Source organism: Halalkalibacter oceani, assembly GCF_040544555.1.
Classification (GTDB): domain Bacteria; phylum Bacillota; class Bacilli; order Bacillales; family Bacillaceae_D; genus Halalkalibacter; species Halalkalibacter oceani.
On the sequence record NZ_JBEPKD010000035.1, the window covers coordinates 1 to 23,354 of the forward strand.

Annotated in this window: 40 protein-coding genes and 2 pseudogenes; all 42 read left to right on the forward strand. The window is 32.0% G+C overall.

The genetic code is table 11. From position 1 onward, the window contains the following. Window positions 1-255: pseudogene (locus tag ABMB67_RS21650) on the forward strand (IS110 family transposase); the annotation flags it as partial. A 526-nt stretch (window positions 256-781) separates the two neighbouring features. Continuing rightward, a complete protein-coding gene (locus tag ABMB67_RS21655; RefSeq protein WP_354573277.1) occupies window positions 782-1,237 on the forward strand; it encodes a hypothetical protein in 456 nt (151 codons plus the stop codon). A gap of 15 nt (window positions 1,238-1,252) precedes the next feature. Further along, window positions 1,253-1,525: a hypothetical protein gene (locus tag ABMB67_RS21660; RefSeq protein WP_354573278.1), complete on the forward strand. Its 273-nt coding sequence runs from the start codon at window positions 1,253-1,255 to the stop codon at window positions 1,523-1,525. 12 nt (window positions 1,526-1,537) lie between these two features. Next, the gene (locus ABMB67_RS21665) at window positions 1,538-1,714 is read left to right on the forward strand and encodes a hypothetical protein (protein ID WP_354573279.1); all 177 of its coding nucleotides are present in this window, start codon (window positions 1,538-1,540) and stop codon (window positions 1,712-1,714) included. Window positions 1,715-1,755: 41 nt separating this feature from the next. Beyond that, the gene (locus tag ABMB67_RS21670; RefSeq protein ID WP_354573280.1) at window positions 1,756-2,283 is read left to right on the forward strand and encodes a 3'-5' exoribonuclease domain-containing protein; all 528 of its coding nucleotides are present in this window, start codon (window positions 1,756-1,758) and stop codon (window positions 2,281-2,283) included. Window positions 2,284-2,500: 217 nt separating this feature from the next. Next, window positions 2,501-2,893: a beta-sandwich lipoprotein gene (locus ABMB67_RS21675; RefSeq protein WP_354573281.1), complete on the forward strand. Its 393-nt coding sequence runs from the start codon at window positions 2,501-2,503 to the stop codon at window positions 2,891-2,893. A gap of 41 nt (window positions 2,894-2,934) precedes the next feature. Continuing rightward, the gene (locus ABMB67_RS21680; protein WP_354573282.1) at window positions 2,935-3,297 is read left to right on the forward strand and encodes a hypothetical protein; all 363 of its coding nucleotides are present in this window, start codon (window positions 2,935-2,937) and stop codon (window positions 3,295-3,297) included. Window positions 3,298-3,321: 24 nt separating this feature from the next. Next, on the forward strand, window positions 3,322-3,444 hold the full coding sequence (locus tag ABMB67_RS21685) for a hypothetical protein (RefSeq protein WP_354573283.1): 123 nt from the start codon (window positions 3,322-3,324) through the stop codon (window positions 3,442-3,444). Between the two features lie 53 nt (window positions 3,445-3,497). After that, window positions 3,498-4,094, forward strand: a complete 597-nt coding sequence (locus ABMB67_RS21690) for a hypothetical protein (RefSeq protein ID WP_354573284.1) — start codon at window positions 3,498-3,500, stop codon at window positions 4,092-4,094. Between the two features lie 62 nt (window positions 4,095-4,156). Further along, window positions 4,157-4,471, forward strand: a complete 315-nt coding sequence (locus ABMB67_RS21695) for a hypothetical protein (protein WP_354573285.1) — start codon at window positions 4,157-4,159, stop codon at window positions 4,469-4,471. A 3-nt stretch (window positions 4,472-4,474) separates the two neighbouring features. Continuing rightward, window positions 4,475-4,996 (forward strand): SLOG family protein, encoded by a 522-nt coding sequence (locus ABMB67_RS21700; RefSeq protein WP_354573286.1) that lies wholly within the window; start codon window positions 4,475-4,477, stop codon window positions 4,994-4,996. A gap of 274 nt (window positions 4,997-5,270) precedes the next feature. Then, entirely contained in the window at window positions 5,271-5,486 is a 216-nt protein-coding gene (locus ABMB67_RS21705) for a hypothetical protein (protein ID WP_354573287.1), read from the forward strand. 3 nt (window positions 5,487-5,489) lie between these two features. Then, on the forward strand, window positions 5,490-5,843 hold the full coding sequence (locus tag ABMB67_RS21710; RefSeq protein ID WP_354573288.1) for a hypothetical protein: 354 nt from the start codon (window positions 5,490-5,492) through the stop codon (window positions 5,841-5,843). A 36-nt stretch (window positions 5,844-5,879) separates the two neighbouring features. Then, entirely contained in the window at window positions 5,880-6,104 is a 225-nt protein-coding gene (gene nrdH, locus ABMB67_RS21715) for a glutaredoxin-like protein NrdH (RefSeq protein WP_354573289.1), read from the forward strand. Between the two features lie 81 nt (window positions 6,105-6,185). After that, complete coding sequence (locus ABMB67_RS21720; protein ID WP_354573290.1) at window positions 6,186-7,451, forward strand: ribonucleotide-diphosphate reductase subunit beta; 1,266 nt, start codon at window positions 6,186-6,188, stop codon at window positions 7,449-7,451. 48 nt (window positions 7,452-7,499) lie between these two features. After that, the gene (locus tag ABMB67_RS21725; RefSeq protein WP_354573292.1) at window positions 7,500-9,176 is read left to right on the forward strand and encodes a ribonucleoside-diphosphate reductase subunit alpha; all 1,677 of its coding nucleotides are present in this window, start codon (window positions 7,500-7,502) and stop codon (window positions 9,174-9,176) included. Window positions 9,177-9,267: 91 nt separating this feature from the next. Further along, a complete protein-coding gene (locus ABMB67_RS23500) occupies window positions 9,268-9,882 on the forward strand; it encodes a pyrophosphohydrolase domain-containing protein (protein ID WP_390189107.1) in 615 nt (204 codons plus the stop codon). 77 nt (window positions 9,883-9,959) lie between these two features. After that, the gene (locus ABMB67_RS21735; protein ID WP_354573293.1) at window positions 9,960-10,172 is read left to right on the forward strand and encodes a hypothetical protein; all 213 of its coding nucleotides are present in this window, start codon (window positions 9,960-9,962) and stop codon (window positions 10,170-10,172) included. Between the two features lie 26 nt (window positions 10,173-10,198). Beyond that, window positions 10,199-10,645, forward strand: a complete 447-nt coding sequence (locus ABMB67_RS21740) for a hypothetical protein (protein ID WP_354573295.1) — start codon at window positions 10,199-10,201, stop codon at window positions 10,643-10,645. Then, entirely contained in the window at window positions 10,642-10,836 is a 195-nt protein-coding gene (locus tag ABMB67_RS21745; protein ID WP_354573296.1) for a hypothetical protein, read from the forward strand. The genes ABMB67_RS21740 and ABMB67_RS21745 overlap by 4 nt, the downstream gene beginning before the upstream one ends. A gap of 20 nt (window positions 10,837-10,856) precedes the next feature. After that, window positions 10,857-11,033, forward strand: a complete 177-nt coding sequence (locus ABMB67_RS21750; protein WP_354573297.1) for a hypothetical protein — start codon at window positions 10,857-10,859, stop codon at window positions 11,031-11,033. Next, window positions 11,017-11,370: a hypothetical protein gene (locus ABMB67_RS21755; protein WP_354573298.1), complete on the forward strand. Its 354-nt coding sequence runs from the start codon at window positions 11,017-11,019 to the stop codon at window positions 11,368-11,370. The genes ABMB67_RS21750 and ABMB67_RS21755 overlap by 17 nt, the downstream gene beginning before the upstream one ends. A gap of 119 nt (window positions 11,371-11,489) precedes the next feature. Beyond that, entirely contained in the window at window positions 11,490-12,014 is a 525-nt protein-coding gene (locus tag ABMB67_RS21760; protein ID WP_354573299.1) for a hypothetical protein, read from the forward strand. Window positions 12,015-12,172: 158 nt separating this feature from the next. Beyond that, window positions 12,173-12,577 (forward strand): hypothetical protein, encoded by a 405-nt coding sequence (locus ABMB67_RS21765; RefSeq protein WP_354573300.1) that lies wholly within the window; start codon window positions 12,173-12,175, stop codon window positions 12,575-12,577. Window positions 12,578-12,646: 69 nt separating this feature from the next. Then, window positions 12,647-13,555, forward strand: coding sequence for a thymidylate synthase (gene thyA / locus ABMB67_RS21770; protein ID WP_354573301.1), 909 nt, complete (start codon window positions 12,647-12,649; stop codon window positions 13,553-13,555). A 1-nt stretch (window position 13,556) separates the two neighbouring features. Then, window positions 13,557-14,084 carry a dihydrofolate reductase gene (locus ABMB67_RS21775; RefSeq protein ID WP_354573302.1) on the forward strand — a complete coding sequence of 176 codons (528 nt, stop codon included), beginning with the start codon at window positions 13,557-13,559 and terminating at the stop codon, window positions 14,082-14,084. 118 nt (window positions 14,085-14,202) lie between these two features. Further along, the gene (locus ABMB67_RS21780) at window positions 14,203-14,754 is read left to right on the forward strand and encodes a hypothetical protein (protein WP_354573303.1); all 552 of its coding nucleotides are present in this window, start codon (window positions 14,203-14,205) and stop codon (window positions 14,752-14,754) included. Between the two features lie 43 nt (window positions 14,755-14,797). Further along, on the forward strand, window positions 14,798-14,956 hold the full coding sequence (locus ABMB67_RS21785; RefSeq protein WP_354573304.1) for a hypothetical protein: 159 nt from the start codon (window positions 14,798-14,800) through the stop codon (window positions 14,954-14,956). Window positions 14,957-14,971: 15 nt separating this feature from the next. Further along, window positions 14,972-15,733, forward strand: coding sequence for a DNA polymerase beta superfamily protein (locus tag ABMB67_RS21790; protein ID WP_354573305.1), 762 nt, complete (start codon window positions 14,972-14,974; stop codon window positions 15,731-15,733). Next, a complete protein-coding gene (locus tag ABMB67_RS21795) occupies window positions 15,723-15,932 on the forward strand; it encodes a hypothetical protein (protein ID WP_354573306.1) in 210 nt (69 codons plus the stop codon). Before ABMB67_RS21790 ends, ABMB67_RS21795 begins: the two co-directional genes overlap by 11 nt. Next, the gene (locus ABMB67_RS21800; RefSeq protein WP_354573307.1) at window positions 15,932-16,216 is read left to right on the forward strand and encodes a hypothetical protein; all 285 of its coding nucleotides are present in this window, start codon (window positions 15,932-15,934) and stop codon (window positions 16,214-16,216) included. Before ABMB67_RS21795 ends, ABMB67_RS21800 begins: the two co-directional genes overlap by 1 nt. A gap of 33 nt (window positions 16,217-16,249) precedes the next feature. Next, complete coding sequence (locus ABMB67_RS21805) at window positions 16,250-16,414, forward strand: hypothetical protein (protein ID WP_354573308.1); 165 nt, start codon at window positions 16,250-16,252, stop codon at window positions 16,412-16,414. Between the two features lie 310 nt (window positions 16,415-16,724). After that, window positions 16,725-17,084 (forward strand): HNH endonuclease, encoded by a 360-nt coding sequence (locus tag ABMB67_RS21810; RefSeq protein ID WP_354573309.1) that lies wholly within the window; start codon window positions 16,725-16,727, stop codon window positions 17,082-17,084. A gap of 374 nt (window positions 17,085-17,458) precedes the next feature. Continuing rightward, entirely contained in the window at window positions 17,459-18,379 is a 921-nt protein-coding gene (locus tag ABMB67_RS21815; protein WP_354573310.1) for a restriction endonuclease, read from the forward strand. Window positions 18,380-18,430: 51 nt separating this feature from the next. Further along, window positions 18,431-18,625, forward strand: a complete 195-nt coding sequence (ykzS, locus tag ABMB67_RS23520) for a protein YkzS (protein WP_494337749.1) — start codon at window positions 18,431-18,433, stop codon at window positions 18,623-18,625. A 72-nt stretch (window positions 18,626-18,697) separates the two neighbouring features. Then, on the forward strand, window positions 18,698-19,468 hold the full coding sequence (locus ABMB67_RS21820) for a hypothetical protein (RefSeq protein ID WP_354573311.1): 771 nt from the start codon (window positions 18,698-18,700) through the stop codon (window positions 19,466-19,468). Window positions 19,469-19,578: 110 nt separating this feature from the next. Further along, window positions 19,579-19,812, forward strand: a complete 234-nt coding sequence (locus ABMB67_RS21825; RefSeq protein WP_354573312.1) for a hypothetical protein — start codon at window positions 19,579-19,581, stop codon at window positions 19,810-19,812. A 52-nt stretch (window positions 19,813-19,864) separates the two neighbouring features. Continuing rightward, window positions 19,865-20,437 carry a RusA family crossover junction endodeoxyribonuclease gene (locus tag ABMB67_RS21830; protein ID WP_354573314.1) on the forward strand — a complete coding sequence of 191 codons (573 nt, stop codon included), beginning with the start codon at window positions 19,865-19,867 and terminating at the stop codon, window positions 20,435-20,437. Beyond that, window positions 20,434-21,087 (forward strand): endonuclease NucS domain-containing protein, encoded by a 654-nt coding sequence (locus ABMB67_RS21835; RefSeq protein ID WP_354573315.1) that lies wholly within the window; start codon window positions 20,434-20,436, stop codon window positions 21,085-21,087. Before ABMB67_RS21830 ends, ABMB67_RS21835 begins: the two co-directional genes overlap by 4 nt. After that, the gene (locus ABMB67_RS21840) at window positions 21,080-21,262 is read left to right on the forward strand and encodes a hypothetical protein (protein WP_354573316.1); all 183 of its coding nucleotides are present in this window, start codon (window positions 21,080-21,082) and stop codon (window positions 21,260-21,262) included. Before ABMB67_RS21835 ends, ABMB67_RS21840 begins: the two co-directional genes overlap by 8 nt. A 51-nt stretch (window positions 21,263-21,313) precedes the next feature. Beyond that, window positions 21,314-22,924 (forward strand): recombinase family protein, encoded by a 1,611-nt coding sequence (locus ABMB67_RS21845; RefSeq protein ID WP_354573317.1) that lies wholly within the window; start codon window positions 21,314-21,316, stop codon window positions 22,922-22,924. Window positions 22,925-22,935: 11 nt separating this feature from the next. Next, window positions 22,936-23,190 (forward strand): annotated as a pseudogene (locus tag ABMB67_RS21850) (peptidylprolyl isomerase); the annotation flags it as partial. Between the last annotated feature and the right edge of the window lie 164 nt (window positions 23,191-23,354).

Below are 23,354 nucleotides of genomic sequence, written 5' to 3' on the forward strand. Positions count from 1 at the left end.
CGAGGAAGGAAACGATTACGCCGAGCCTTATATTTAGCGATTCGTCCCCTTGTCGCCCATAATTCAACATTTAAAGCCCTGCATCACTATTACACCAAACGCCCTGAACGCCCTTTAAAAAAGCAACAATCTTTGATTGCCTTGTGTTGTAAGCTCCTACGCGTATTGTTTGTCATTGGTCAAAAACAGTGTGAATTTGATGGTTCAAGATTAATAAAAGATATTCCTCAAATGGACGGATTACAGGCAGCGTAACCTTAGAAAGCAGGTCACCCAAAGTGGCTTGACATGGAGCCTCGGCGGGCATGGGTTCTTTGGCGAAGCGGCGAGTCATCCAATGATTCGCCCATGGCTAAGGAAGCCTACCATGCCCACCACTCCATGTAAAGCCGTGCATCATCTGTATTCTTATCACAACAAACACCAATAGTGCAGAGTCGAAGTTTATTTACACCATACGGGCAATGACCCAGCAAAGGAGCTTATTCGACCTCCACCTCATGGATACGCAGGACGAAGGAAGGTATGGACGCCGATCCGGAGAGACATGGGAGGGTGAGCGACCGTGAGTAGCGTGGAGATTTATAGGCACGGTCATACTACTCAATTACCAAACTATACCAGTTTGGACGTTAGGATGGAGCACTTACTGTAAGAAATTTTAATTCGTTCAACTTATATCCAGTGTTTTTGGTGGGAGAACTATTTGATGTTAATGAAATTTTGAGAAAACACGAGTATTAGCGAGAAAATTAAACTTTATTGAGGGAGGATGATAAAAATGAAAGTGAGCAGTATAGTAAGAAATCAATACAAGAACATTTGCAAGACCAGTTGCTTAAAAGCCAATTGGAACGATAAAGAGATTGATTATAAGATCAATCGCTTAGTTCAGTTAGGAAAGCAAATTCATACATACGAAAATGGAACGATGATTGTTAGAGCGCACTTAATCAACTTCACCATTTCACCAACTGAAATTATGAATATGTGGGTTGATCGAAACGATAAACCAGTAAGGATTTCAGACGAGGATAAAGAGAAATTTAACGAATGTAATGGTGTAAAAAGTAAAGAATTAAATTTTCAAGAGCAGCTTAATCAAAGCAAGGAAATTATTAAAAATATTCAAAGAAAGATTCATCGTGCAGAAATTAATTTGGAAAGAGAATATCAAAACTATGATAGGCTGAGAGAGCAACTAGACAAAAATAAATTAAATAAATTGTATGCTTGATTAAGAGGGGTTTGTATGGAACTATTCAGCGAAGAGATAAAAGAATTACAACTAAAAAAAGCAGAATACGAAGCCGTTAGTGAAAATTTAACACAAAAAGTATATCAGTGGGCATCCAAGATTTGTCCAGATAATAAAGAAATTGCAGCAGTATATCTGATAGATAAAGATATTTATATTTTACTCAATGAGAAATGGTTAGGATTATTTCCAATGAAGAATACATACACAGTAAATCAGTTTATTCAGAAGTGTAAATCTAAAAGTAAAATAAAAAGAATTAAATAAGGAGAGTTCAAAATGACAACAAGTAAATTACATAAGATTAGTAAAGGTCAAAAAGTTGGATGGTTTAATGAGGAAGAGGCAGTAGGAGTTATTGAAGCGGTAACTGACGAAGGGTTTATCGTGAACTGGAAAGACACGGGTTTAATTGATTATAGTCATAAACAGGCTGAGTATTTGGTGGAGCTGTAAGGAACTAAAGAGTGAAACTGTGACATAAAGGAGATATAGAAATGAAAGTATTTTTTGATACAGAATTTACTGGATTACACAAAGATACGACTTTAATCAGTATCGGTTTAGTAAGCGAAAATGGTCAAACTTTTTATGCAGAGCTAACTGACTATGATGAAACTCAAATTGACGAATGGCTGCAAGAAAATGTAATAAACAACTTAATCATGAAGCAAAGAGATGAGCATTATTATCACATTATTGATGAAGAAACTTGGGTGAAAGGAAATAAACATAAAGTAGCTTCACACCTAGAGCGATGGCTATCTCAATGGGATAAGGTAGAGATTTGGTCAGATTGTTTGGCTTATGATTGGGTGTTGTTTAATGATTTATTCGGGCATGCTTTTGATATACCAAAGAATGTTTACTATATCCCTTTTGACATTTGTACTCTATTCACTTTAAGAAATATCGACCCCGATATAAATCGTGAAGAATTTACAGGCATTGAAGGAGATAAACATAACGCTTTACATGATGCACAAGTAATTAAGGCTTGTTATTGGAAATTATTAAGAAGTTAGTTACTGCATAGTTCGACCATTTAGTAAAACAGATGATGAGAGAGGGAGATAAGAATGGATAAGTGCGAAACTTGTAAATTAAATGAAATTGTAAGTGGTTGCGGAAAGCCAATAAAAGACATGGAAATTGTCAAAGGTATTGGTGTAGTCGAATGTAAACATTACGAGAAAAATACTGACTAAGTTCATGTTGACACAGTGAAAAAGGAGGAAGAAAATGAAAAAGAAATTAGCAATTGCTTTCATTAGCTTGGGAATTATTTTGACAGGATGTAGCGAGGCGGACACGGTATCGCATAATCTCTCAAAATCTGCTGATTCATTTGAAGTACAGCGGAGAGTGGTGTTTTTTAATGGGATTACTGATAAATATCTATTGACCATTGAAGGATTATGCGCCCTTGGAAATAGTGACAAGCAAGATAGACTGAGTGTTACTTGTAAGGTAGGAGAAGACTCATATAAGAAGCATTATCTTGGATTGAGTGACAATGTTAGTTTTCTTGTAGAGCAGACAGATGCGGTGACTGAAGATCCATTTCATTATCGGATGATCTTCCGCCCTGAAGCTATCATTCCTGATATAGATTTGCAGACGAGTGGGAATTAGCAAAATGACCATTAATCATATAAGAGTGTAAGGAGGAAAATATGAGCGAAGGTAAATGGTGTTACAGTTTCAACGAGGAAAATTTTGAAGGGGATTTTGACACTAGGGACGATGCGATTGGAGAAGGATTGTATTATTACGAAGAAGATAATCAAAGTGAATTATATGTAGGTCAAGCGCAAGAAGTGTCTTTAGGAGTCAACATTGACTTTATAGTTGAGCAACTAGGTGAAGATGCTTATGAACAGTGTGGAGAAGTTGCCGAAGATTATTTGTGTAATGTTAAAAGTGAACATCGGGAAATTTTAGAGGATAAGATGAATGACGTATTACAAAAATGGATGGATGAATTTAAATATAATCCTACTTTCTATACTGTTGGAAATGTAGAGAAAGTAAAATAATATTTAAGTGAAGAGGTGGCAAAAATGAAAATGACTCTCGAAGAAATAATGGCGGAACTGAATAACTATACTGAAGATGAATTTATTTTAGAATTAGAAAAAATTGGTTTTGAATTAGAAGACATTCCCAACAAAGAAAAAGTATAATAAGCCTATCTTCAATAAAATTCGGATTTTATAAAATTAAGGAGATGTTTACAATGGTCAAAGTATTAAAAGTAGATAAATATAGTAGTAACGGTGAAGAAGTCGAGTTAAAAGTTAGTGAGACAGAGAAGGGTTTGCAAATAGATATTAATGGTCTTACTATGGATGTTTTAGTTAATGGCGATATCTTTTACTCGAAATTTGACAAAGAAGAATATAAATATATTCCACCATTATTAAGGGGTTACGTTGAAGAACATTTATGTACATATAGTGATGGGATTTACAAAGAAAAAGGTAAAGTTAATATGGATTTACTTATAAGGGGAAGAGAATATTTCGTTCAAATTCCCACTAAACGCGCAAAAAACAATACGATCACTTTTACGGATTACTTAAACTCTTATGAAAAAATTCAAGACTATTTAAACAGTCAGATTGAAGGAGCTGAAAAAAGATATAAAAATCTTCTCAGAGACATTGAAACCATTGGGTATAAACTCGGTATTAGTCATGATGGGAATGAATATGATGATTGGTATTCTCTTTATGTACCTATTGACCAATTTAGCGAGGACAAAATCAATCAATGCCTTGAACTATGGGATCAATATAATGAGGAATTAGAAAAGTATATAGAAAAAATCTAAATAAAATGTATTAAATTAAAATTGGATAACTTGAATCTTTTTTGAAAGGGAGGGAGAAGATAATGAAAAAGTTTAAGTGCGTAATTAAAAAAAGGTATGAGTATGAAATTGAATTAGATGAAAATCAAATGAATAAAGAATGGATGGAAGGATGGAAGAACGTTTTTTACGATTTTGATAGTTTAGAAGAACATGCTGAACACATCGCACAAGTAAGAGCTAATAAGGGAACAGGGTTTATAGAGGGGTATGGAAATGTTTTAGAAAATGGCAAACGTCCCTTGTTTTTACGTGAGAATGAGAAAATCAATGAATCAGTAAACATTAATGTAATTGAAGACAATGAGCTAAGTTATATTAATGTGGAGGAAGTTTAAGGCATGGATTTTGACATCAATAAAACAGCTTGCTTCACAGGACATCGCCCATCTCGATTAGGAAGCTATGATCCCTATTCTGCAAAGAATAAGCTAATCCTTTATAAACTGAGAGATATTATAAAAGAGCAAATAAGCAATGGAACCGATACATTCATTACAGGAATGGCTTTAGGTATTGACCAGTGGGCTGCTAGAATTGTTTTGAAGTTAAAAACTAAACATCCCAATGTTAAATTAATTGCAGCTATTCCATGTATAAACCATTCAAATAAGTGGAATTCGCAATCTAAACAAGAATGGCAAAACATTATAGATAAATGTGATAGTGTTCATTATGTAAGCGAAGAAGAATATACGCCTTGGTGCATGCAAAAAAGAAATGAATGGATGGTAGATAATTCGTCATCTGTCATTGCTGTACATGATGGATCAAAAGGTGGTACATATAATTGTATTAAGTATGCTGAGAGGATGAATAGGGAGATAATCAGATTAAATCCCTATGCTTTGGAAATTAGCTAAAAAGCAGTAGGAGATTACTTATGAATATTAAAAAAATAGTGAAAAATTGAAGACTGGACATATGGTGATGTAGATTTTATGGAATGATTATGTTTCTGGTGGGCGTAATTTTCATCAAACTACTAACCTAATTAAACAAAATAAATTAAATTATTTACAAAATTATTATTTCGTGTTATTGTTAAAATACTTCATCACTCTGGAGGTGAGAACAATGTAATTATTTTATAAATTAGAATAAATAAACTAAAAATAATTATAGGAGTGATACTTAATGAATTTTAATACATATGATAAGAAAATGGTAACAAAGTTTGCGGAGTTTAAAAAACCAAAAACTAAAACTTGGTACTCAATTATCAAGTCTGATAAACAGCCCGATCAACTCTGCGTATTGGAAACGGACAAGCCACTAGAAGCTAAATATTATTTCTTGCAATTAGCAAAAGAAGTGAATGGAAGCTCAAGTCAACCAAGGGTAATGGGTTGATTTATGAAGTATTATGTTCACCCAAAGCATATTGTTACTAGATTCGAGGATATTGAGGGCGAGAGTGCTTTATTAGAAACATACAACGGTGTGCAATATGGAACTGGAACAGATGATTGTTTAGCAGTTAATTTATTGGGTCATAGAGATATTATTTCAAAGCAGCAGCAGAGAGATTACATAAAAGTAGAGGTTGATTTAAATAATTTAACGAAGAAACAGAGTGAAGCAGCTAATGGATACTTGGAAATGTCGCAAATCAACTTAGAAATTGCCAATGAGTTTTATTATGCCGAACAGGGTGGAGAGAGAACTGCATCAAAGCTGCTTAATGATGATAATGCTGATAATAAATAAATTAAATTAAAATATATAATATAAGGAAGTGTTAGGTTGATTAAGGTATACACAAAGAATAATTGTCCGCAATGTAATATGACTAAAAATGTTCTAGATAATGAAGGAGTTAAATACAAAATCTTCAATGTAGAAGAAGATGAGAATGCTTATGATTACGTTGTAAATACATTAGGTCTTCGACAAATGCCAGTTGTCGTAGCTGACGAACAAGAGCCATTTGCAGGTTTTCAACCAGATAGACTATTAAGTTTGAAATAATGTTTTAATAGTATTCACGAATACAAAAAGGAAGAGAAATACAAATATTAAGAAATGATAAATAAAAGGAGATTCTTATTAATGCAATTTAAAACAATTGTTAAAAGAGACGGCTCTAATGAAGATTTCATAGAGAACAAAATTTCCGATGCTATTGCGAAAGCTGGTAAGGAGACTGGTGAATTTAACGAAGAAGAAGCAAAAGAAATGACTAGCAAAGTGTTAGATGTCATAAATTCTAGTCATAAACAACAAGACTTAACTGTCGAGAGAATACAAGATTACGTGGAAGAAGCTTTACTGAAATCTTCTTTTAAAAAAACAGCAAAGGCATATATCATTTATCGTGAAAAGAGAAGCCAAATGCGTAGACGAAATATATTTAAATATAGATTAAATTTAAAACCTTATGAATATCCAGAATTAGCAGAGTACAAATCAGCTATTCAACACTCTTATTGGCTACATACAGAGTTTAATTACACGTCAGACATTCATGATTATAAAGTAAATGTTACTAAATCAGAAAGAAATGCTCTCAAAAATGCTATGTTGGCAATTGCACAAGTAGAAGTAGCAGTTAAGAATTTTTGGGGAGACATACACAATCGTTTACCTAAACCAGAAATAGGTGCAGTTGGTGCAACGTTTAGTGAAAGTGAAGTTCGTCATCATGATGCCTACTCTCACCTTCTAGAAATATTAGGGCTGAATGATGAGTTTAAAAAGATCAAAGAAATTCCAGCATTGTCGCAAAGAGTTGATTATCTAATTCAAGCTTCCAAATATGCTAAAACAGAGAATGATAGAGATTTTACGTTATCTATATTACTATTCTCGTTATTTATTGAACACGTTTCTTTGTTCTCACAGTTCCTAATTATTATGTCATTCAATAAATATAAAAACTTATTTAAGGGAATGTCAAACGTTATTGAAGCTACATCAAAAGAAGAGCAAATACATGGATTGTTTGGAATTGATGTCGTTAATACGATTCGTGATGAATATCCTGAATGGTTCGATGAGGATATGGCTAATAAAGTATATGAAATTTGTCGAGAGTCTTATAAATCAGAAGAAAAAGTTATTGATTGGATTTATGAAGATGGAGATTTAGACTTTCTACCTAAAGAATTAGTAAAGGAATTTGTTAAAAATAGACTAAATAATTCTTTAAGAAGTGTTGGATATGATCGAATCTTTGACGTAGACGAGAAAATGCTTCAAGAAACAGACTGGTTTGATGATGAAATTATCGCAACAAAGCATGTCGATTTCTTTGTTAAGCGAAGCGTAAATTATTCGAAAAGGTCAAAAAGTATTACAGCAGATGACTTGTTTTGATATATGAATTATAAAGTTATTACTCTAATTAAAAAGGGAGAAATGTGAATGTCATTTGAATGGTTAAACGAGTATAGTGAGAAGTTTTTAGAACGTGGGTATTTGATCAAAGGTGTGACTGCTCAAGAACGAATAAAACAGATTGCAGATAGAGCAGAAGAAATTTTAGGGATAGAAGGATATAGTGATAAGTTTTATGACTATATGAGTAGAGGTTATTATTCTCTTTCTTCTCCTGTTTGGTCAAATTTTGGCACAAATAAAGGATTACCGATAAGTTGCTATGGCTCTAATATATCTGATTATATGGGTGATATACTACATACACAATCTGAGGTTGGCATGATGAGTAAACTAGGTGGAGGAACAGCGGGTTACTTTGGTAATTTAAGACATAGAGGGAGCGAAATTACCAATAATGGCACATCGTCTGGTGCAGTTCATTTTATGCGATTATTTGAAAGTGTCGTTGATACTGTATCTCAAGGAAACAGTCGCAGAGGACGATTTTCACCTTACCTTCCAATTGATCATCCTGATATTGAGGAATTCTTAGAAATTGGAACAGAAGGTAATCCTATTCAAGAACTAACACACGCAGTAACTGTGCCTGACAAATGGATGTTAGAAATGATTGATGGTGATAAGAATAAACGTAAAATTTGGGCTACTTTAATTCAAAGAAGAGTTGAGATGGGATATCCCTACATACTATTCACGGACACAGTTAACAGGGAAACGGTTGATGTTTATAAGGATAAGAAATTAAAGATTAATCACAGCCAGTTGTGTTCCGAAGTGTTGTTACCTACTAATGATGAGTGGTCTTTTGTGTGTTGCCTAGCATCAATGAATATCTTACACTATGACGAATGGAAAGACACAGATGCAGTAGAGACAATTACTTATTTCTTAGATGCAGTTATGAGCGAGTTTATTATTAAGTTGGAAGAGTTTAGAGATTCCGACTCAAGAGAAGATCAATTAGTATTTGAATATATGAAAAAAGCTCATAAATTTGCAGTTGAAAACAGAGCATTAGGTTTGGGAGCATTAGGATGGCATTCTTATTTACAATCTAAAATGATTCCTTTTGAAAGTCTTGAAGCCAAAGGATTGAATGCTTATGTATTTAAGACTATACATGATAAAGCATATAAAGCTTCTGAAGACTTAGCTAAAATGTATGGAGAACCCAAAGTATTAGAAGGGTATGGTAGACGTAATACTTGCCTTTTGGCAGTTGCTCCTAATACAAGTTCAGCATTCATTTTAGGTCAAGTCAGTCAAAGTATCGAGCCGATCTGGTCAAATATCTACGTTAAAGATTTAGCTAAAGATAAAGTAACTGTTCAAAACCCATACTTGAAAAAATTACTAAAAGAAAAAGGAAAAGATACCAGAGAGGTTTGGATTGATATCCGTAATCATGATGGTTCTGTTCAACATCTTGATTTTCTCACTGAATATGAGAAGCAAGTCTTTAAAACCTTTAGTGAGATTAATCAATTTACTATTTTAGATCAAGCTTCAGTTAGACAAAAATTTATTGACCAATCGCAATCATTGAATATTATGGTTAATCCGAAGACAACAGCAAAAGAAATCAATGAATTATATTTATTTGCTTGGGAAAATGGAATTAAAACATTATATTATCAACATTCAACAAACGCAGCACAGCAATTTAACAAAGATAAAATTTGCGTAGCTTGTGAAGCATAGAGTCTAAATAAAAAATTAAATCTACATAATGAGTGGGGATTAGTCCTCACTCTACAAAATAATAACAGATCAAAAGGAGATTGATACATATATGACAGAACTTCAAATCAATAAGCTAGTTTGGGATAAAAAGAATAAACGTCAAGGTAAACTTATCTCGTTTAGTCGAGATATGGGAAAAAGTGCTGCAGTTGAATTTATCGTAAATCAAAATAAGGAGACTGGGGAATGTACTACTAAGGTTGAGCGAATTGATGTGAAGAATTTAGTACCTTATCGTAAACCAAAGCCAAGAAAGTATAACCCAGATGAAATGTATTGGATGGTACATGGATTCCAAAAAGCATTTGGTCATCCTGCTCCAGATAAGCCAACTATGCTAACAAAAGAACGAATTGAAAAACGTAATAGTTGGATGTTAGAAGAATGTAGTGAATTATTGGAAGCAGATACACTTGAGGATCAAGTAGATGCGGCAATCGATAAACTCTACTTTGCAATTGGTGATTTAGTGGAGTTAGGTGTTCGCCCTTATAATATTTTTAAAATTGTTAATGAAGCGAATATGGGTAAACTTCACAATGGCAAGCCAGTATATAAGGAAGATGGAAAAGTAAAAAAACCTGATAATTGGGAAGAACTCTACGCACCCGAACCAAAAATTAAAGCAGAAATTGAACGTCAACTTCGAGTGAATAGACGTTAAGGCAGATAAAATGTCGCTTTTAAATAATCTAGGTGGGTGTAAAAGCTCACCTAGAAACAAAATAATTTGGAGGGTGCATGAAAAAAGAAATTAATAAAAGATTAATAGATACTCATGGTTTAGTGGTTAAACAAGTACATAATAACATTTACGAAGTGCTAAAAGATCGATATGGGATTAACTTTAAGGGACATTACATGTCCGTTGATGATCTAATTTTGACTTTGAATGATGGTGCTTATCAAATAGCAGTTTTAGATGAAAATAATAGTTTGATAATCTCTACATAATAATAAAATAATGGGAGGATATACAAATGCTGAGTATGCAAATGTCACACGATGCTATTATTCGAGGATATAAATATAAAGAGGAGTTATCTGTTGATTGTAAGGATTTAACCTGGTGGCAATTAGATTGTAAACCTAAAATAAGAACAACTATAAGAGAATATGACACTGAGTTAATTGGTGAGTACACTTTAGACAGACCGCTATTAGTAGAAGATGAGCAACTATATATTTCTGATCTGCAAAAGATTTGCACCGTCAAAAAAGTAATTAGGACTACTGAAAATAAAATCCTCTATATTGTAGATGGTATTTATGAAACTGAAAAACCTACTGATATCGAAAGAGAAAAAGTAGAGGTAGAACTAAAAAAGGCAAATGATGAATATCAAAAATATCTAAGCAGTAAATCAGAAGAGAAATCAGAACAAAATCATAAGTGGTATCAATTCTGGAAGCAGGTGATTAAATGAATTTTGTTATCCGCAATCTTGAAAATTTAGCCAAGAATCTTAAAAGAAACATTGAAGAGCTTAAGCAAAAACTTGACAACAAGGAATATATTGATGAATTAGATAAGATGAGAATACATAATGTCATGAACCGAATGGAACATAATTATAAAGATACTTTGGTTGCAATTGATTTAATGAAAGAAAATTAATTAATAAAGGTGTTGATAAATTGGAAGAAAAATTCTTTTCACAGTTAAAGTCCTTTATATTTGATAATTTAAGCAGCGATTTGAAAGAATTCATTGGATATTACGAAACGCTATATCAAAATAAAGGCGATTTATCTGACCTTTTAAGTGACAGTGAAAGATACTACTTGGATTTTAATTATGAAGCCCCCCAATGAATATGATTGGTACAATAGTGGCTCCATTCTAGTTTATCTTTATGAGAAATCTGATGATAAGTGGGTATTACCACTAGAACATCATTATCTAATTGAATTTTCACATGAAGATAGATATTGGGGATATTGTGAATGCACACCGAATCTTGAGGGATACGATGCCAGATATAATTGCTGTGGTAATGGATGCGATTGGAGTGCTCCTCAAGTAAAAGTCCAGAAAATAGAAAATGTATTATTTAAGTCATTTGATGGAAATGCAAGTGATCTTTGGGAATTAGAGGATAAATGGAGTAACAATAAAGAGGAGCATAAGAGAGAAGCCATCGAGAAGTAGATTAAAGAAATAAGTGATCAAATTGATTATCTACATAAACAAAAAGAATCGCTTGAGAAAAATCTTTAATTATATAAGTCAATAAAAATAAATAAACTATTAAAAGGAGAATGTTTTTAATGAATACATACCCAACAGAAAATGAATATAAAAATGCTTTAGAAGTTGTTAAAAAGTACGAAGACAGACAGGCTGCTTTAGAGAGATTAAGTAAGGATTTATCTTTCCATCTAAGTAAATTTAATAATTTTAAATTCAAAATTAATAAGAAGCAAGGTCATATTATCTTTACTGGAACAACTAAAGATGGAAAGTTGGTAATCGGAGAAAGTAAGTGTAAAGAGGGCGATGTGTATCATGAGGTAATTGGGAAACTCATTGCTATTAAACAGGGATTGGGAGAGAAGGTAGATGATGTGTTGGAGCATGTTGAAGAAGAGGAAAAATATAAGACTGCTCTTAGAAAAGGGCAAATCCTTTATGCGCCACCATGCAATAAAAAACAAAGGGGAGTTATCGACTCAGTAAGTGACTTGAATATAACACCTAATGAACATACCTGCAGTTGGACGGGTGTTCATGTTAATGAAGATATGCTAGAAGATATGATGCATAAAATTAAGGGTAAAGTTGGTGACATTTGATAGATTGTCATTATTATACTCTCTAATTCTCTCTTATACTCTCTTATTCTCTTGTTTTCACACTTGTATTTTTGCTTAAAATCGTTATTTTATTGGAAGTGAATTTTTACACTACGGTTCAGGTAATCAAAAGAATAAAAAATAAATGGAGTGAGTGAATGAATATTTTAATGTTGATTTTAGCAGTTCTTTTTCTTTTGGTTAATATAAAAGGATATAAAAAAATATTCAAGCCCTCTGATAGTATCGGCAGAGAAATAACAAACATGATAGATGAGTGTAAAACTGAAAACGAAAAATCTTTTGTAAAACTACTTATGCTGCTCTTTACTCTAAGTTACTCAACAATTCTTCTTATTTACTATATTGCGGCGGGAGTGATTATGACAGAGTTAATAGGTATGGTGTTGTCGTCTGTACTATTTGGAGTAAACACTGTGTTAAGTATGATTAAAATACCTCAAATGATTGAAGGTAAATATAAGTACAGTATTTATAGTAGGGTGATGCATCCAGCAGTTACATTTTATCATATCTACTTTATTTTATTTTTATTGTTCTAAAAAAAGTTAATTAAATATATAATAATACAGAGGTGTTAAACCTCTTTTCTTTTTTAGGAGGGGAAGTATTTGAGTAAAGCTGATTTAATTTATGACAGTGTAATTAAAGATATTATTGCAAACGGAAAGTGGGATACTGAAGCCCCAGTTAGAACAAGGTGGAAGGATAATTCCCCTGCTTATACAAAATCAATTTTAGATGCAAAAATGAAATTTGATAATAGCAATGAAATACCCTTGTTGACTAAGAAACGTGTTCCAAGGAAAGATCCAGTTAATGAGATACTTTGGATTTGGAGAGATAAATCTAATGATGTTCGAAAATTAAGAGACATGGGATGTACAGTTTGGGATGAGTGGGAAAGAGAAGATCACACTATTGGAAAAGCTTATGGGTGGCAGCTTGCTAATAAATTTAGAAAAGTGAGATATTCTAAGAAATTACAAAATATGGTTAATGATAGAGAGTTAAACAGTATCAAACCATTTGACAATGAATTTGTTTTATTGGATCAGGTAGATTGGCTTCTATACACATTAAAAACAAATCCTTATTCTCGTAGAATTAAAACTACATTATGGAGTGTTGAAGATTTAGATGATATGGCATTAGAGCCTTGTGTTTATGAAACGCATTGGCAAGTGTGGGATGGTAAATTAAATCTAACTGTAAATATAAGAAGCAACGATATGGGCTTAGGAAATCCGTATAATATTTATCAATACTCTATTTTACATCGTCTTATTTCTCAAATTACAAATCATAAAGTAGGAACTATTTGTTTTAATATAGACAACGCTCACATTTATGATAGACATCTAGATAAATTAACAGAGCAAATTGAGAGATGTGAATATGAAGCTCCTACAATTGAAATCAATCCCAATGTTAAAAGCTTCTATGATTTTACAATTAATGATATTCGAGTTATTAATTATAAACATGGAGAACCAATTAAATTAGAGGTGGCGATTTAATATGCCAATTAAGATGATTGCAGCTATTGATCTAAACGGAAATTTAGGCTATAAAGGAGAACTTCTCACAACTAATCAGAAAGCTGATTTAAAGCACTTTAAAGAACTCACTACGAATAAACTCATCGTTATGGGCAGGACGACATTCGACAGCATCTTACGATACAATAATGGTAAATCACTTTCTAATCGCACACACATAGTCCTCAGCAACAATGAATCATACTCAACCAATCAAGACAACTGTTTTGTGTATCATTCAATTAATGACGTGCTGCATGATTACAATGAATATGGTAACAACGAAGATGTTTGGGTGATAGGCGGCGAACAAATTTATACGCAATTTCTACCTCATGTAGATGAAATTCACTTAACAATTTTCCATAATGTATTTGAAGAAGTCGATGCATATTTCCCTCTGATTGATTTAAAGGATTGGACAATATCATCCAATGAATCTTATGGGAAAGATGAGCAAAATGAATTTGATTATAATTTTGTAACCTATAGAAGAAAAACAAAATAAAAATAATTATATATATTGACATATGATAGAATGGTAAGTTATACTAAGGCTAACATCAAGTTAGTCTTTTTCTCATAATTAAAATAAATTAAATAGTATATAAGGAGGATGATTGTGGATGAATAACTTGAATGTAAGGCAAGTTGAGGTGTCGGATCATGCTATAACTAGAGCAAAACAAAGAACTAGTTGGGCTAATATGAAAAAAGAGCAGGTCATCGGAAATATTAGAGCTTTACTAAAACGATCCGAGGAAATTTGTGAAACAGTTGATGAAGATGGAAAGCCAGCAATACTTTTCGCAGTAGAAAGAGTAGCTATTTATCTCACTTTGGACTATAAGACGGTAATTACAATTATTAGACACGAACAAGTCACATATATGCCAATTAAATCAAAATTATTAGAGCTACATAAAAAAGAAATCAAAAAGCTAGAAAGAAGAGAAAAAGCGAGGATAAGACGCTTGGAAGACTTAACAATTGATTGTAATGTTGAAATAGCAGAATTAAAACGAAGAATACATAGAACAAAGTCTGAAAGCGTTAAAAAGGCATGCGAAGCGAGAATCAGCGCAATTAGAGCAACTATAAAAGAATACAAGCATGAAATTAAATCTATTCAAGACGAAAAAAGACAAGCTAGTAGATCTCTAGTTGCTGTTATTTAACTAATAAGAATCAATTAAATTATAAAAGAAAGCAGGGTCAATGATGAGTAAAAGTAAATGGCGAATTAAAAAAGTAAGACCAGTTGAAAACGATCAAGCATTAGAATTTGATCTAAACATCAAGGATAATGAAAAATACTTATCTATTTGCTTTCTGAATAGAGGTATTAAAATTGGCAAATGGATTGAAAAGGAGTATTGAAAAGAGGGGGTAAACTTGGAAAGAACAATCGCATTTAAAGCCCTTGTGGGAAGTCATAATTACAATCTAAATACACCTGATTCAGATAAAGATTATAAAGTATTTGTCATTCCGACCTTTGATGATTTATATAAAGGAAATCGATATTCAAAATCAGTTGTAACTGATACTCATGATTATGATTATCATGACATTAGACAATTATCTAACCTATTTTGGAGATCAAATATCAACTTTATTGAAGTCCTCTATTCTAATGAAATCATTCATTCTGAAGACATTAAAATAAAAAGGCATATCGAAAAGATATTTAAACTAAAAGACGAGATAGTTAAAATGAATCTTCCCTATCTGTTTAAAGCTTGTCAAGGCATGAATATAACAAAAATGAAATCACTATTGAAAGGCACTCAGGGCACGAAACATCTGGTCGAAAAATATGGATATGATACAAAAGCAGCTCTTCATGCTTACAGAGTCTTAGATTTTATTATGAGGTTTGCCGATAGTGAGTTCAAAGACTTCAAACAAGCAATTGAATATAGAGATAAAGCACGCGCTTTTATGATTGGCATTAAAAATGGCGCTTATTCTTTTAGTTGTTTTCAAGATCTAATTGCAGCTAAATTAGAAGCATTTGAAGAATATGAGCAGTATTATTTTTCTCAGCAGCCACAAGAATTCATCAAAGAAGAATTAGAGTTAATCACGTATGAATTGGTTCGTGATAGTATTAAAAATCATGGGGATAGGGAGAGAATTTATTATGGAAAGTAAAAATACAATGAAAGAAACAAGAGAGCGAGTGAATAAATTTATCGATGATTGCAATAAAAGAATACTGCAAGAGGAAGATGAAGGTGTTAAATTATGTTTGAATACAATGTCAAAATTTGCATGGACTATGAATCAAGCATTTTTTAAAACGGAAAAATCAATTGAAATAACTAAGAATCGAATCAGGGGATGTAATTGATGAAAAAGCATAAAATTGATCCACCCAATAATATAAATCATGGATGGAAACCAGATCCAAAAACTAAAAGACCGCCAAAACCACCTTCTCAACATGTTTCCGATAATGAGATGATTTCAAAATATGAGTATGTAATGAAGAGAATTATGTGTTCACTAAATAATTATAAATATAATAAAGACAAAGTAGATCCTGAACTGTTTAAATCTCTAATTGAACAATGGGAATTTGATTATGAAATGGAATTAAGTCATAGACCTTGGGTGTTAAAGAAAGGTAAATAAAAGGATCATTTATCAAGCAGGTGAGGTGACAATATGGAAAAATGGTTTAATATTCAACAATTAAGTAACACATATGGTAGTGTATCTGGTCATGAAGAAGATGGTAAATACCATCTATTATTAGATGATTATTCTGGTTGTGCGAAAGTAGAAATTACTAAAGAGGCGTTTGACGAATTGTTTAAACAGTTTGGATAAAATGAATATTTGATAGAGAAGGTGAGCAAAAATAAAAAGATGTAAAACATGTAATAAAGATAAGGATGTAGACCAATTTTATAAAAATAAAGCTAACAAAGATGGCTTACATTCTTATTGTAAGGATTGTACCAAAAATAAGTCTAAAAAATGGCAAGATGAAAACTATGAAAAATATCAAGAAGGATTTAATGAAAGGGCGAGAAAAAGAAGAAAAATTCCAGAAAAATTAGAATATCATCGTAAGAAAGCTAAAGAGCAGAGAGAATCTGGTTATCAAAAAGATTGGCGAAATAATAATAAAGACAAGTTGGCAGAGTATAGGGAGAACAAATATTATAATAAATCTCATGAAATATCTACTGAGGAATGGGAGTCTTGTAAACAGTATTTCAATTACGAATGTGCATATTGTGGATTACATATAGATGAACATTTTGTAAAATATGGAGATGAGTATAAATTATACGATTTCCATCAAGAACACGTTGATCATATTGGGAGTAATGATTTATCGAATTGCATTCCATCCTGTAAGTCATGTAATTCTAAAAAATGGCAATATGAATTTATTAAGTGGTATAACCCAAGCAATGAAGTTTTTACAGAAGAAAGATTGAATAAAATATCAAAATGGTTAAGTGCCGATTATAAAAACTGTTTAAAATAATTCTTTTATAAGGAGACGTTTAAAATATTTAAATGGATTTTTGGAAGTCGATGTGAGCATGTTTTTAAGGTTATTAAAGCTTTTAATGAAGGATACTTTGATGATCATATTGGCAGGTATAGAACATGGAGAAGATACATTTTATATTGTCCTAAATGCAATAAAGAAAAAAGTGTGGATGCTGATAAATATGATTTAAAGCAAGAAAAACAGCACATCAAAGAAGACTATAATAAAAAATATAGAAAAAAATGACTTATTAGAAAGAATTCTGGAGAGCAATATTTTAACAGTAAAATCACAAAATTAATTGAAAATAAACATCATACATATGATAATATTCCCATACATATTTAATGGGAGGAAGTGTATACGTGGGAAAGAACAGTAAAAGTGACATGTATAAGCGTAGACGTGTCTTAGATTGCCCACAGCACGGTAGAATCGAGGGTTTTGTGGGAGAATACAGTTCACCACTTTTCGAGAAGATGGATGAACATAAAACTAAGGTAATTCTTTGCTGTTCCAGATGTTTTAAGGAGACTTTAAACAAAGAACTCAAAGAATCACATCCGCAGGAAAATAAACGCTCCTTTACAGAGAAAAAGAAATATCCAATACTTGAGAACTTATTTGAAGTTTTGGGATTTATTTTATTATTCGGCGGATTTATAGGATGTCTATTCTTGTTTGATAATTATATATTATTATTTTCATGGATAGTTTTTATTGCAATACTTTTTGGTGCTTTATATTTTCTTCAATCTATGATTGATGAAGAAGTGCCAAAATCTGATAGCATAGAAAAAGTAGATCAAGTAAATCCGTACTCTTTAATATCGAAATATGAAGCTGAAGTGATGAAGTGGAGAATTGAGCAAAAGAATAAGAGACAGCAAGAAATAAGCTATAGCTTATCTGATATTGATAAAATGTCAGGAATAGAATTTGAAAGCTATATAAGAAAACTCCTCATTAAATGTGGATATGAAGATGTAGAGTTAACTTCTGCTTCAGGAGATGAAGGAGTTGACATTATTGCAAAATTTAAAGGTGACAAAATAGCACTTCAATGTAAGAGATACACGGGTAAAATTTCAAATAGTGCTGTTCAACAAGTGTTCTCTGGAATGCATTTTTATGGATGCGACAAAGCTGTAGTCATTACAAACTCACATTTTACAGAGAATGCCAAAGTTCTTGCCAAGAAATTAAACGTACATCTTATCGATAGGATTAAGCTATTTGAATTGATTCAAAAAGCAAAAGAGAAAGATAAGTTACAAGTAACCTAGTAAAGTTGCTCGATGATGTGTATTCCACTATAATCTAATGGGGTGATTGTAGTGGATGAAACTAGAGCCAATGAGATTCTAAGCGGCTTACGAAACAAGGAAATTTCAGAATGCAGGGTGTCAAAGCAGGAGTTTATGGACTTTAGAAATGTGCTAATTAAACAAGAGGATTTTCGTTATTTCAGGGGAAACGCTCAGGTCGGTGGAGATGTAATATATACATATGAGCCAGAATGGACTAAGTAAGGTTTTAGGCTTTTTGTAAAGCCTAATTAAAATAAATTAAATTATATAATATAAAAGAAATGGAGAGTGAAAATGAAATTAAGAAAAGAAGATATCACAAAACAATTAGATGATGCACTCGCATATATACAAGAAAAGAAATCCATATTGAATCAAATCGAGGAAAATCCAACTCTAATTTTTACTGACCTTTTTGATAAAAGTCTAAGTCAACCTTACTATGACATCCATATGACTGCTTTAAATTGGAAAAGGTATGAAGGAGAAGGATATAAATATCACGAAATCCAAAACTACATTGCTGAAATATTAATCAGCTATTTAAGAGATCAGGATAGTAATATTGAAGTAAGATTAGCTTCAAATTCATATCCATCAAGTTTTAAAATTAGATATCAGAATGAAGACATCTTAAGTTTTAATATATACAAACGATATTTTGGTGATTTTAGAAGTGGAGAATTTAAAAATGGGCTAGATAAGAAGTTGAAACCTCTTCATCAATCCATCAATGACTGGAGAAAAAGAATAGAAGAATACGAGAGTTATGATAAGAAACCAAGCTTGTTATACATGAATAAATCCAATCCAATTAAAAGCATTAGAGATTATATTAAATATCAAAAACATAAAGAAGAGGTTCATGATAACCTTAAATCCAAAATTTATTATTGGGAAAAGCAAATTAAACTTGATGAAGAGGAAATTGAAAGGATTAAACTTAATTATGAAAAATATCTAGAGACCAAAGATGATATTCAAAATAAATATGATTTTTGGAAAGATAAATTTTTAAGTTGGGGATTTGAGGAAGTTGAAAGGCGATCACATAAGCTATATTAGATATTCTTTACTTTAATAAAGTGAAAAAAGCTGTTAAATCAACTTTTTAAGCACCTGAATATTAGATAAAAGCGTGTTTTTATTGAATTGCAATAAGGAGGTGGAATTTAATGATCGAACAAAAATATATTGCATTGAAGTCCATTTATTTTCAAAATAAGCAACCCTATATAAGCAAAGGCAAGAAGTATACATATAATACTGTTTCACTGGCTCCTAATTTCATAGATACTCCTTTGAATTTTTACGATGGTGAAGGGAATCAAATATTCTTAAGTGACAAAGAAGAAGATGAGTATTATGTAGGTAGTTTATTCAAAAAGGATGAAAGTAGAATTTTTTGATTAAATATATAAAATTAATTTAATTATATAATATATTACTAGGAGTGATAAATTGAATAATAAGTTAAAATTAGTTTCACCAATTCCAGTATCATTAAATCATTATTTGGGACATAGGGCAGTATGCAAAGCAAAAGGTGACGGTTTTGTTTCTGTTTACACAACAAAAGCAGCTAAAAATTATCAAGAAAAATTTACCAAGTATGCCAAAGAGGAAGTGAAGAAGCAACACTGGGACATTAAGAAAACTGAAAATAAGCATTATGTAATGGAATGTATTTTCTATTTTGATCAAAAAGGAAAGGACGATCAAAACCACTATAAAATTTTGAGCGATTGCTTAAATGGTATAGCATACATAGATGACAAAAACGTGATCGTAAGAACAAAAAAAGTTGTCTACGATAATCTAAACCCAAGGATAGAGATTGAAATTTATCCGGTTGAATATATAGGTATTTTTGATAATGAGGAGCAACTACATAACTTTGAGAGCAAATGTAAGACATGTAATCGCTACAAAAGAAATTGCTCAATCTTGAAGAAGGCTAAGGAAGGTCGAATACAGCCGGAGATCAACATGGAGAATTTGGTGTGTAGTACATATAAGGAAATAAAGAAATGAGATATAAAGGATCTGTTCAAGAGCGAAATGGTAGCTGGTGTTATGTAGTTGATTTAGGTAGAGACAGTAATGGAAAAAGGAAACAAAAGAGGAAAAGTGGCTTTCCAACAAAAGATTTAGCAGAAAAAGCTTTATTAGAATTGAACTTAAAGCTGAAAAACAAAGCAAAAGTACAGAAAGTATCCAAGAGTGATAAACTATTCTTACATGATTTACCTGAAAGAATTATAGAAGAAATCATTACCAAAAATATTAATATCTTAGAAAATGGTATGAGGATAATTGGAACACAAAAGAAAATCGAAAACGGAGTTATTGATATTATTGCCAAAGATCGCAATAATGTTTTAACTATAATTGAAGTAAAGAGTTACTCATCAGATGGGCGAGAGATATATCAGTCAATATATTACCCATCAGTTTTTGATGAAACAACAAGAATGATTATTATTGCACCTCATTACAAAGAAAGCGTGTATGAATCATTAAAAGAAATCCATCGAAATATAAGACCAATTGAAATCATGAAACTTTATTGCAATGACAACGAATTTAGGATAAAACCATATAAACCAGAAAAAAGTAAATCAAATAAAATATACATACATAATCATAAATCTGAATTACAGGATGGTGATTCAGATGAGTGAGGTTATTATTGCAAACCATAAATACACTAAACTAGAGTCAGATGGTAAAACCATATATAAATCCGTAGATAAAATCAATGGATATAAGGTAACTATTACTTGTTTAGGATTGCCTGGGGCAGATGAAAAAGCACTTCTGTCAATAAAGAATTTTTTTAAGAAGGAAATCTTTTGATTTCTTTCTTTTTGTTTTATAATAGTCTTATGGTCATTAGGAGGGAAACACATGGATAAAAAAAGAGTTTGGACATTATATCGTGTATCAACGAAATCACAAGTTAATGCCGATGAAGATATTCCCATGCAACGTAATGCTTGTTATAAAATGGTTGAGCAAAATCCTAATTGGGAAATTACAAATGAGCTGTATGAACGAGGGGTTTCAGGCTGGAAAAAGAGCGCAGATGATCGAGATGAATTGACTCAAATTAAAGAAGGGGCTGTTAGAGGCGATTTTGATATTCTATTAATCTTTCTCTCAGATCGACTAGGCAGAAAAAAAGACGAAACTCCTTTTATAATAGAATTTCTGAAAAAAAATGGTGTCAGTGTCTATAGTGTAAATGAAGGAGAATTAAAGTCAGAAGATCATACGGATTCACTGATTAATTATATACGATATTGGCAAGCCGAAGGTGAGAGTTTAAAAACATCGATACGTGTAACAGAACAACTTAAACAGATGAATGAACAAGGTCTATATACAGGAGGAAATTCTCCATTTGGTTACAAACTTGTTGATACAAATATAAAACATCCCAAAAAAGATAGATTTCTAAAAGAGCTTAAGGTGGATGAAAGTCAAGCAAAAGTTATCAGATTAATTTTTGAGTTATCTGCATTCAAAAATTATGGGAGGCATAAAATTGCTTCCTATTTAAATGAGCGAGGATATGTAAATCAATTTGGAAAGAAGTTTAACGATAAATTCATATGGAGATTATTACTGAATCCTATATATATTGGAAGAAAAAGATATGGTGTCGTTAATCATGACAGTGATAATATAGAATTTAAAACTCAACCTTATAATGAGACTTTGAGAATTGTCGAAGATGACATTTTTTATAAATCTATGGAATTGATAAATAAACGAAAGTTTAAAAATAAGAAAGAGAACGATAAATTTAAGAGTGGAAAACCACATTCAAGTCAAGTTTTATTATCTGGATTAATCAAATGTGGTTACTGTGGTGAATTTATGAAAACAGATTTTTCTTATAAAACGTACAAAAGGAAGACTGATCATAAAACAACTAAGATGATTACCTATAGATACAGATGTAAAAATGCACAGAATGGAATTATACATCATGAAAAGAAACAAGTGGGGGCAAAGACAATTGATTCAATGATGGAGAGTCTTACCAAATCATATTTAAGAACTTTAAATATGTCACATATCACTGAAGAATTTGAAAAAGAAAAAGACAGTAAGACTATTGAGAAAGAGCTAGAATTAAAACAGCTCGAAAGCTTATTATCAAAAAAAAGAAAATATCTTAATGTTTTAAATGAAGAAATTCCTAAATCGCTTATGGGGGAAAGTTCTTTTTCTCCTGAAATATTAAATAAATCCATCTCTCAAACAGAAATAGAGATTACTGAAATAAATAACAATATTACAAATTTGCAAGAAGCAATTAAGACTTTAAAGGAGAAGTCTAATGAAATAGATAGTGTAAATAAAATATTGCATAATTGGGAAGAAAGATATGATAATGCAGATTTGGAAACCAAGAAAGTAATGATATCCGATATTGTTAAATATGTAGAGTGGAAGAAAGATGAACTAAATCCAATCTTTACTATCGGTAGAATTGACCATGTTTTATAGGGACAGTACCGAATGGGACGGGAGGTCCCGGCTATACAATTAAATGTGAAACAGAAGGCAATCCGCATAAGCACGTGGCGGGCTCGCTTTCGATGGCGCATGCCGGCAAAGATACGGGCGGCAGTCAGTTTTTCATCGTTCATGAGCCGCAGCCGCATCTTGATGGCGTCCATACTGTCTTTGGCCAAGTGACAGAAGGGATGGACACTGTGCTTCGGATCAACCAGGGCGATGTGATGAAGGAAGTAAAGGTCTGGGAAGAATAATTGCTGAGCTGTCTCATTAATGAGGCAGCTTTTTTCATTAAAAACGCATTTTCAAAAAAAAGCTTGAGCCAAAACTAGCTTTGGACCTACTGGCAATGGCTTCACACGCCACAAGCCCGTTGTGAGAAACCCACTCACAACGGGCTTTAAAAGATCGTGGCGGT

What these genes read in the sequence shown, in the direction of transcription:
- ABMB67_RS21710 (WP_354573288.1), top strand. Translation starts at nt 5,490, where the DNA reads ATGAAGTATTATGTTCACCCAAAGCATATTGTTACTAGATTCGAGGAT.
- ABMB67_RS21725 (WP_354573292.1), top strand. Translation starts at nt 7,500, where the DNA reads ATGTCATTTGAATGGTTAAACGAGTATAGTGAGAAGTTTTTAGAACGT.
- ABMB67_RS21675 (WP_354573281.1), top strand. Translation starts at nt 2,501, where the DNA reads ATGAAAAAGAAATTAGCAATTGCTTTCATTAGCTTGGGAATTATTTTG.
- ABMB67_RS21700 (WP_354573286.1), top strand. Translation starts at nt 4,475, where the DNA reads ATGGATTTTGACATCAATAAAACAGCTTGCTTCACAGGACATCGCCCA.
- ABMB67_RS21840 (WP_354573316.1), top strand. Translation starts at nt 21,080, where the DNA reads ATGAGTGAGGTTATTATTGCAAACCATAAATACACTAAACTAGAGTCA.
- ABMB67_RS23500 (WP_390189107.1), top strand. Translation starts at nt 9,268, where the DNA reads ATGACAGAACTTCAAATCAATAAGCTAGTTTGGGATAAAAAGAATAAA.
- ABMB67_RS21835 (WP_354573315.1), top strand. Translation starts at nt 20,434, where the DNA reads ATGAGATATAAAGGATCTGTTCAAGAGCGAAATGGTAGCTGGTGTTAT.
- ABMB67_RS21805 (WP_354573308.1), top strand. Translation starts at nt 16,250, where the DNA reads ATGGAAAAATGGTTTAATATTCAACAATTAAGTAACACATATGGTAGT.
- ABMB67_RS21685 (WP_354573283.1), top strand. Translation starts at nt 3,322, where the DNA reads ATGAAAATGACTCTCGAAGAAATAATGGCGGAACTGAATAACTATACT.
- ABMB67_RS21740 (WP_354573295.1), top strand. Translation starts at nt 10,199, where the DNA reads ATGCTGAGTATGCAAATGTCACACGATGCTATTATTCGAGGATATAAA.
- ABMB67_RS21665 (WP_354573279.1), top strand. Translation starts at nt 1,538, where the DNA reads ATGACAACAAGTAAATTACATAAGATTAGTAAAGGTCAAAAAGTTGGA.
- ABMB67_RS21680 (WP_354573282.1), top strand. Translation starts at nt 2,935, where the DNA reads ATGAGCGAAGGTAAATGGTGTTACAGTTTCAACGAGGAAAATTTTGAA.
- ABMB67_RS21760 (WP_354573299.1), top strand. Translation starts at nt 11,490, where the DNA reads ATGAATACATACCCAACAGAAAATGAATATAAAAATGCTTTAGAAGTT.
- ABMB67_RS21705 (WP_354573287.1), top strand. Translation starts at nt 5,271, where the DNA reads ATGAATTTTAATACATATGATAAGAAAATGGTAACAAAGTTTGCGGAG.
- ABMB67_RS21795 (WP_354573306.1), top strand. Translation starts at nt 15,723, where the DNA reads ATGGAAAGTAAAAATACAATGAAAGAAACAAGAGAGCGAGTGAATAAA.
- ABMB67_RS21695 (WP_354573285.1), top strand. Translation starts at nt 4,157, where the DNA reads ATGAAAAAGTTTAAGTGCGTAATTAAAAAAAGGTATGAGTATGAAATT.
- ABMB67_RS21820 (WP_354573311.1), top strand. Translation starts at nt 18,698, where the DNA reads ATGAAATTAAGAAAAGAAGATATCACAAAACAATTAGATGATGCACTC.
- ABMB67_RS21800 (WP_354573307.1), top strand. Translation starts at nt 15,932, where the DNA reads ATGAAAAAGCATAAAATTGATCCACCCAATAATATAAATCATGGATGG.
- ABMB67_RS21845 (WP_354573317.1), top strand. Translation starts at nt 21,314, where the DNA reads ATGGATAAAAAAAGAGTTTGGACATTATATCGTGTATCAACGAAATCA.
- ABMB67_RS21655 (WP_354573277.1), top strand. Translation starts at nt 782, where the DNA reads ATGAAAGTGAGCAGTATAGTAAGAAATCAATACAAGAACATTTGCAAG.
- ABMB67_RS21720 (WP_354573290.1), top strand. Translation starts at nt 6,186, where the DNA reads ATGCAATTTAAAACAATTGTTAAAAGAGACGGCTCTAATGAAGATTTC.
- ABMB67_RS21780 (WP_354573303.1), top strand. Translation starts at nt 14,203, where the DNA reads ATGAATAACTTGAATGTAAGGCAAGTTGAGGTGTCGGATCATGCTATA.
- ABMB67_RS21825 (WP_354573312.1), top strand. Translation starts at nt 19,579, where the DNA reads ATGATCGAACAAAAATATATTGCATTGAAGTCCATTTATTTTCAAAAT.
- ABMB67_RS21765 (WP_354573300.1), top strand. Translation starts at nt 12,173, where the DNA reads ATGAATATTTTAATGTTGATTTTAGCAGTTCTTTTTCTTTTGGTTAAT.
- ABMB67_RS21690 (WP_354573284.1), top strand. Translation starts at nt 3,498, where the DNA reads ATGGTCAAAGTATTAAAAGTAGATAAATATAGTAGTAACGGTGAAGAA.
- ABMB67_RS21785 (WP_354573304.1), top strand. Translation starts at nt 14,798, where the DNA reads ATGAGTAAAAGTAAATGGCGAATTAAAAAAGTAAGACCAGTTGAAAAC.
- ABMB67_RS21735 (WP_354573293.1), top strand. Translation starts at nt 9,960, where the DNA reads ATGAAAAAAGAAATTAATAAAAGATTAATAGATACTCATGGTTTAGTG.
- ABMB67_RS21775 (WP_354573302.1), top strand. Translation starts at nt 13,557, where the DNA reads ATGCCAATTAAGATGATTGCAGCTATTGATCTAAACGGAAATTTAGGC.
- ABMB67_RS21755 (WP_354573298.1), top strand. Translation starts at nt 11,017, where the DNA reads ATGAAGCCCCCCAATGAATATGATTGGTACAATAGTGGCTCCATTCTA.
- ABMB67_RS21670 (WP_354573280.1), top strand. Translation starts at nt 1,756, where the DNA reads ATGAAAGTATTTTTTGATACAGAATTTACTGGATTACACAAAGATACG.
- ABMB67_RS21745 (WP_354573296.1), top strand. Translation starts at nt 10,642, where the DNA reads ATGAATTTTGTTATCCGCAATCTTGAAAATTTAGCCAAGAATCTTAAA.
- ABMB67_RS21660 (WP_354573278.1), top strand. Translation starts at nt 1,253, where the DNA reads ATGGAACTATTCAGCGAAGAGATAAAAGAATTACAACTAAAAAAAGCA.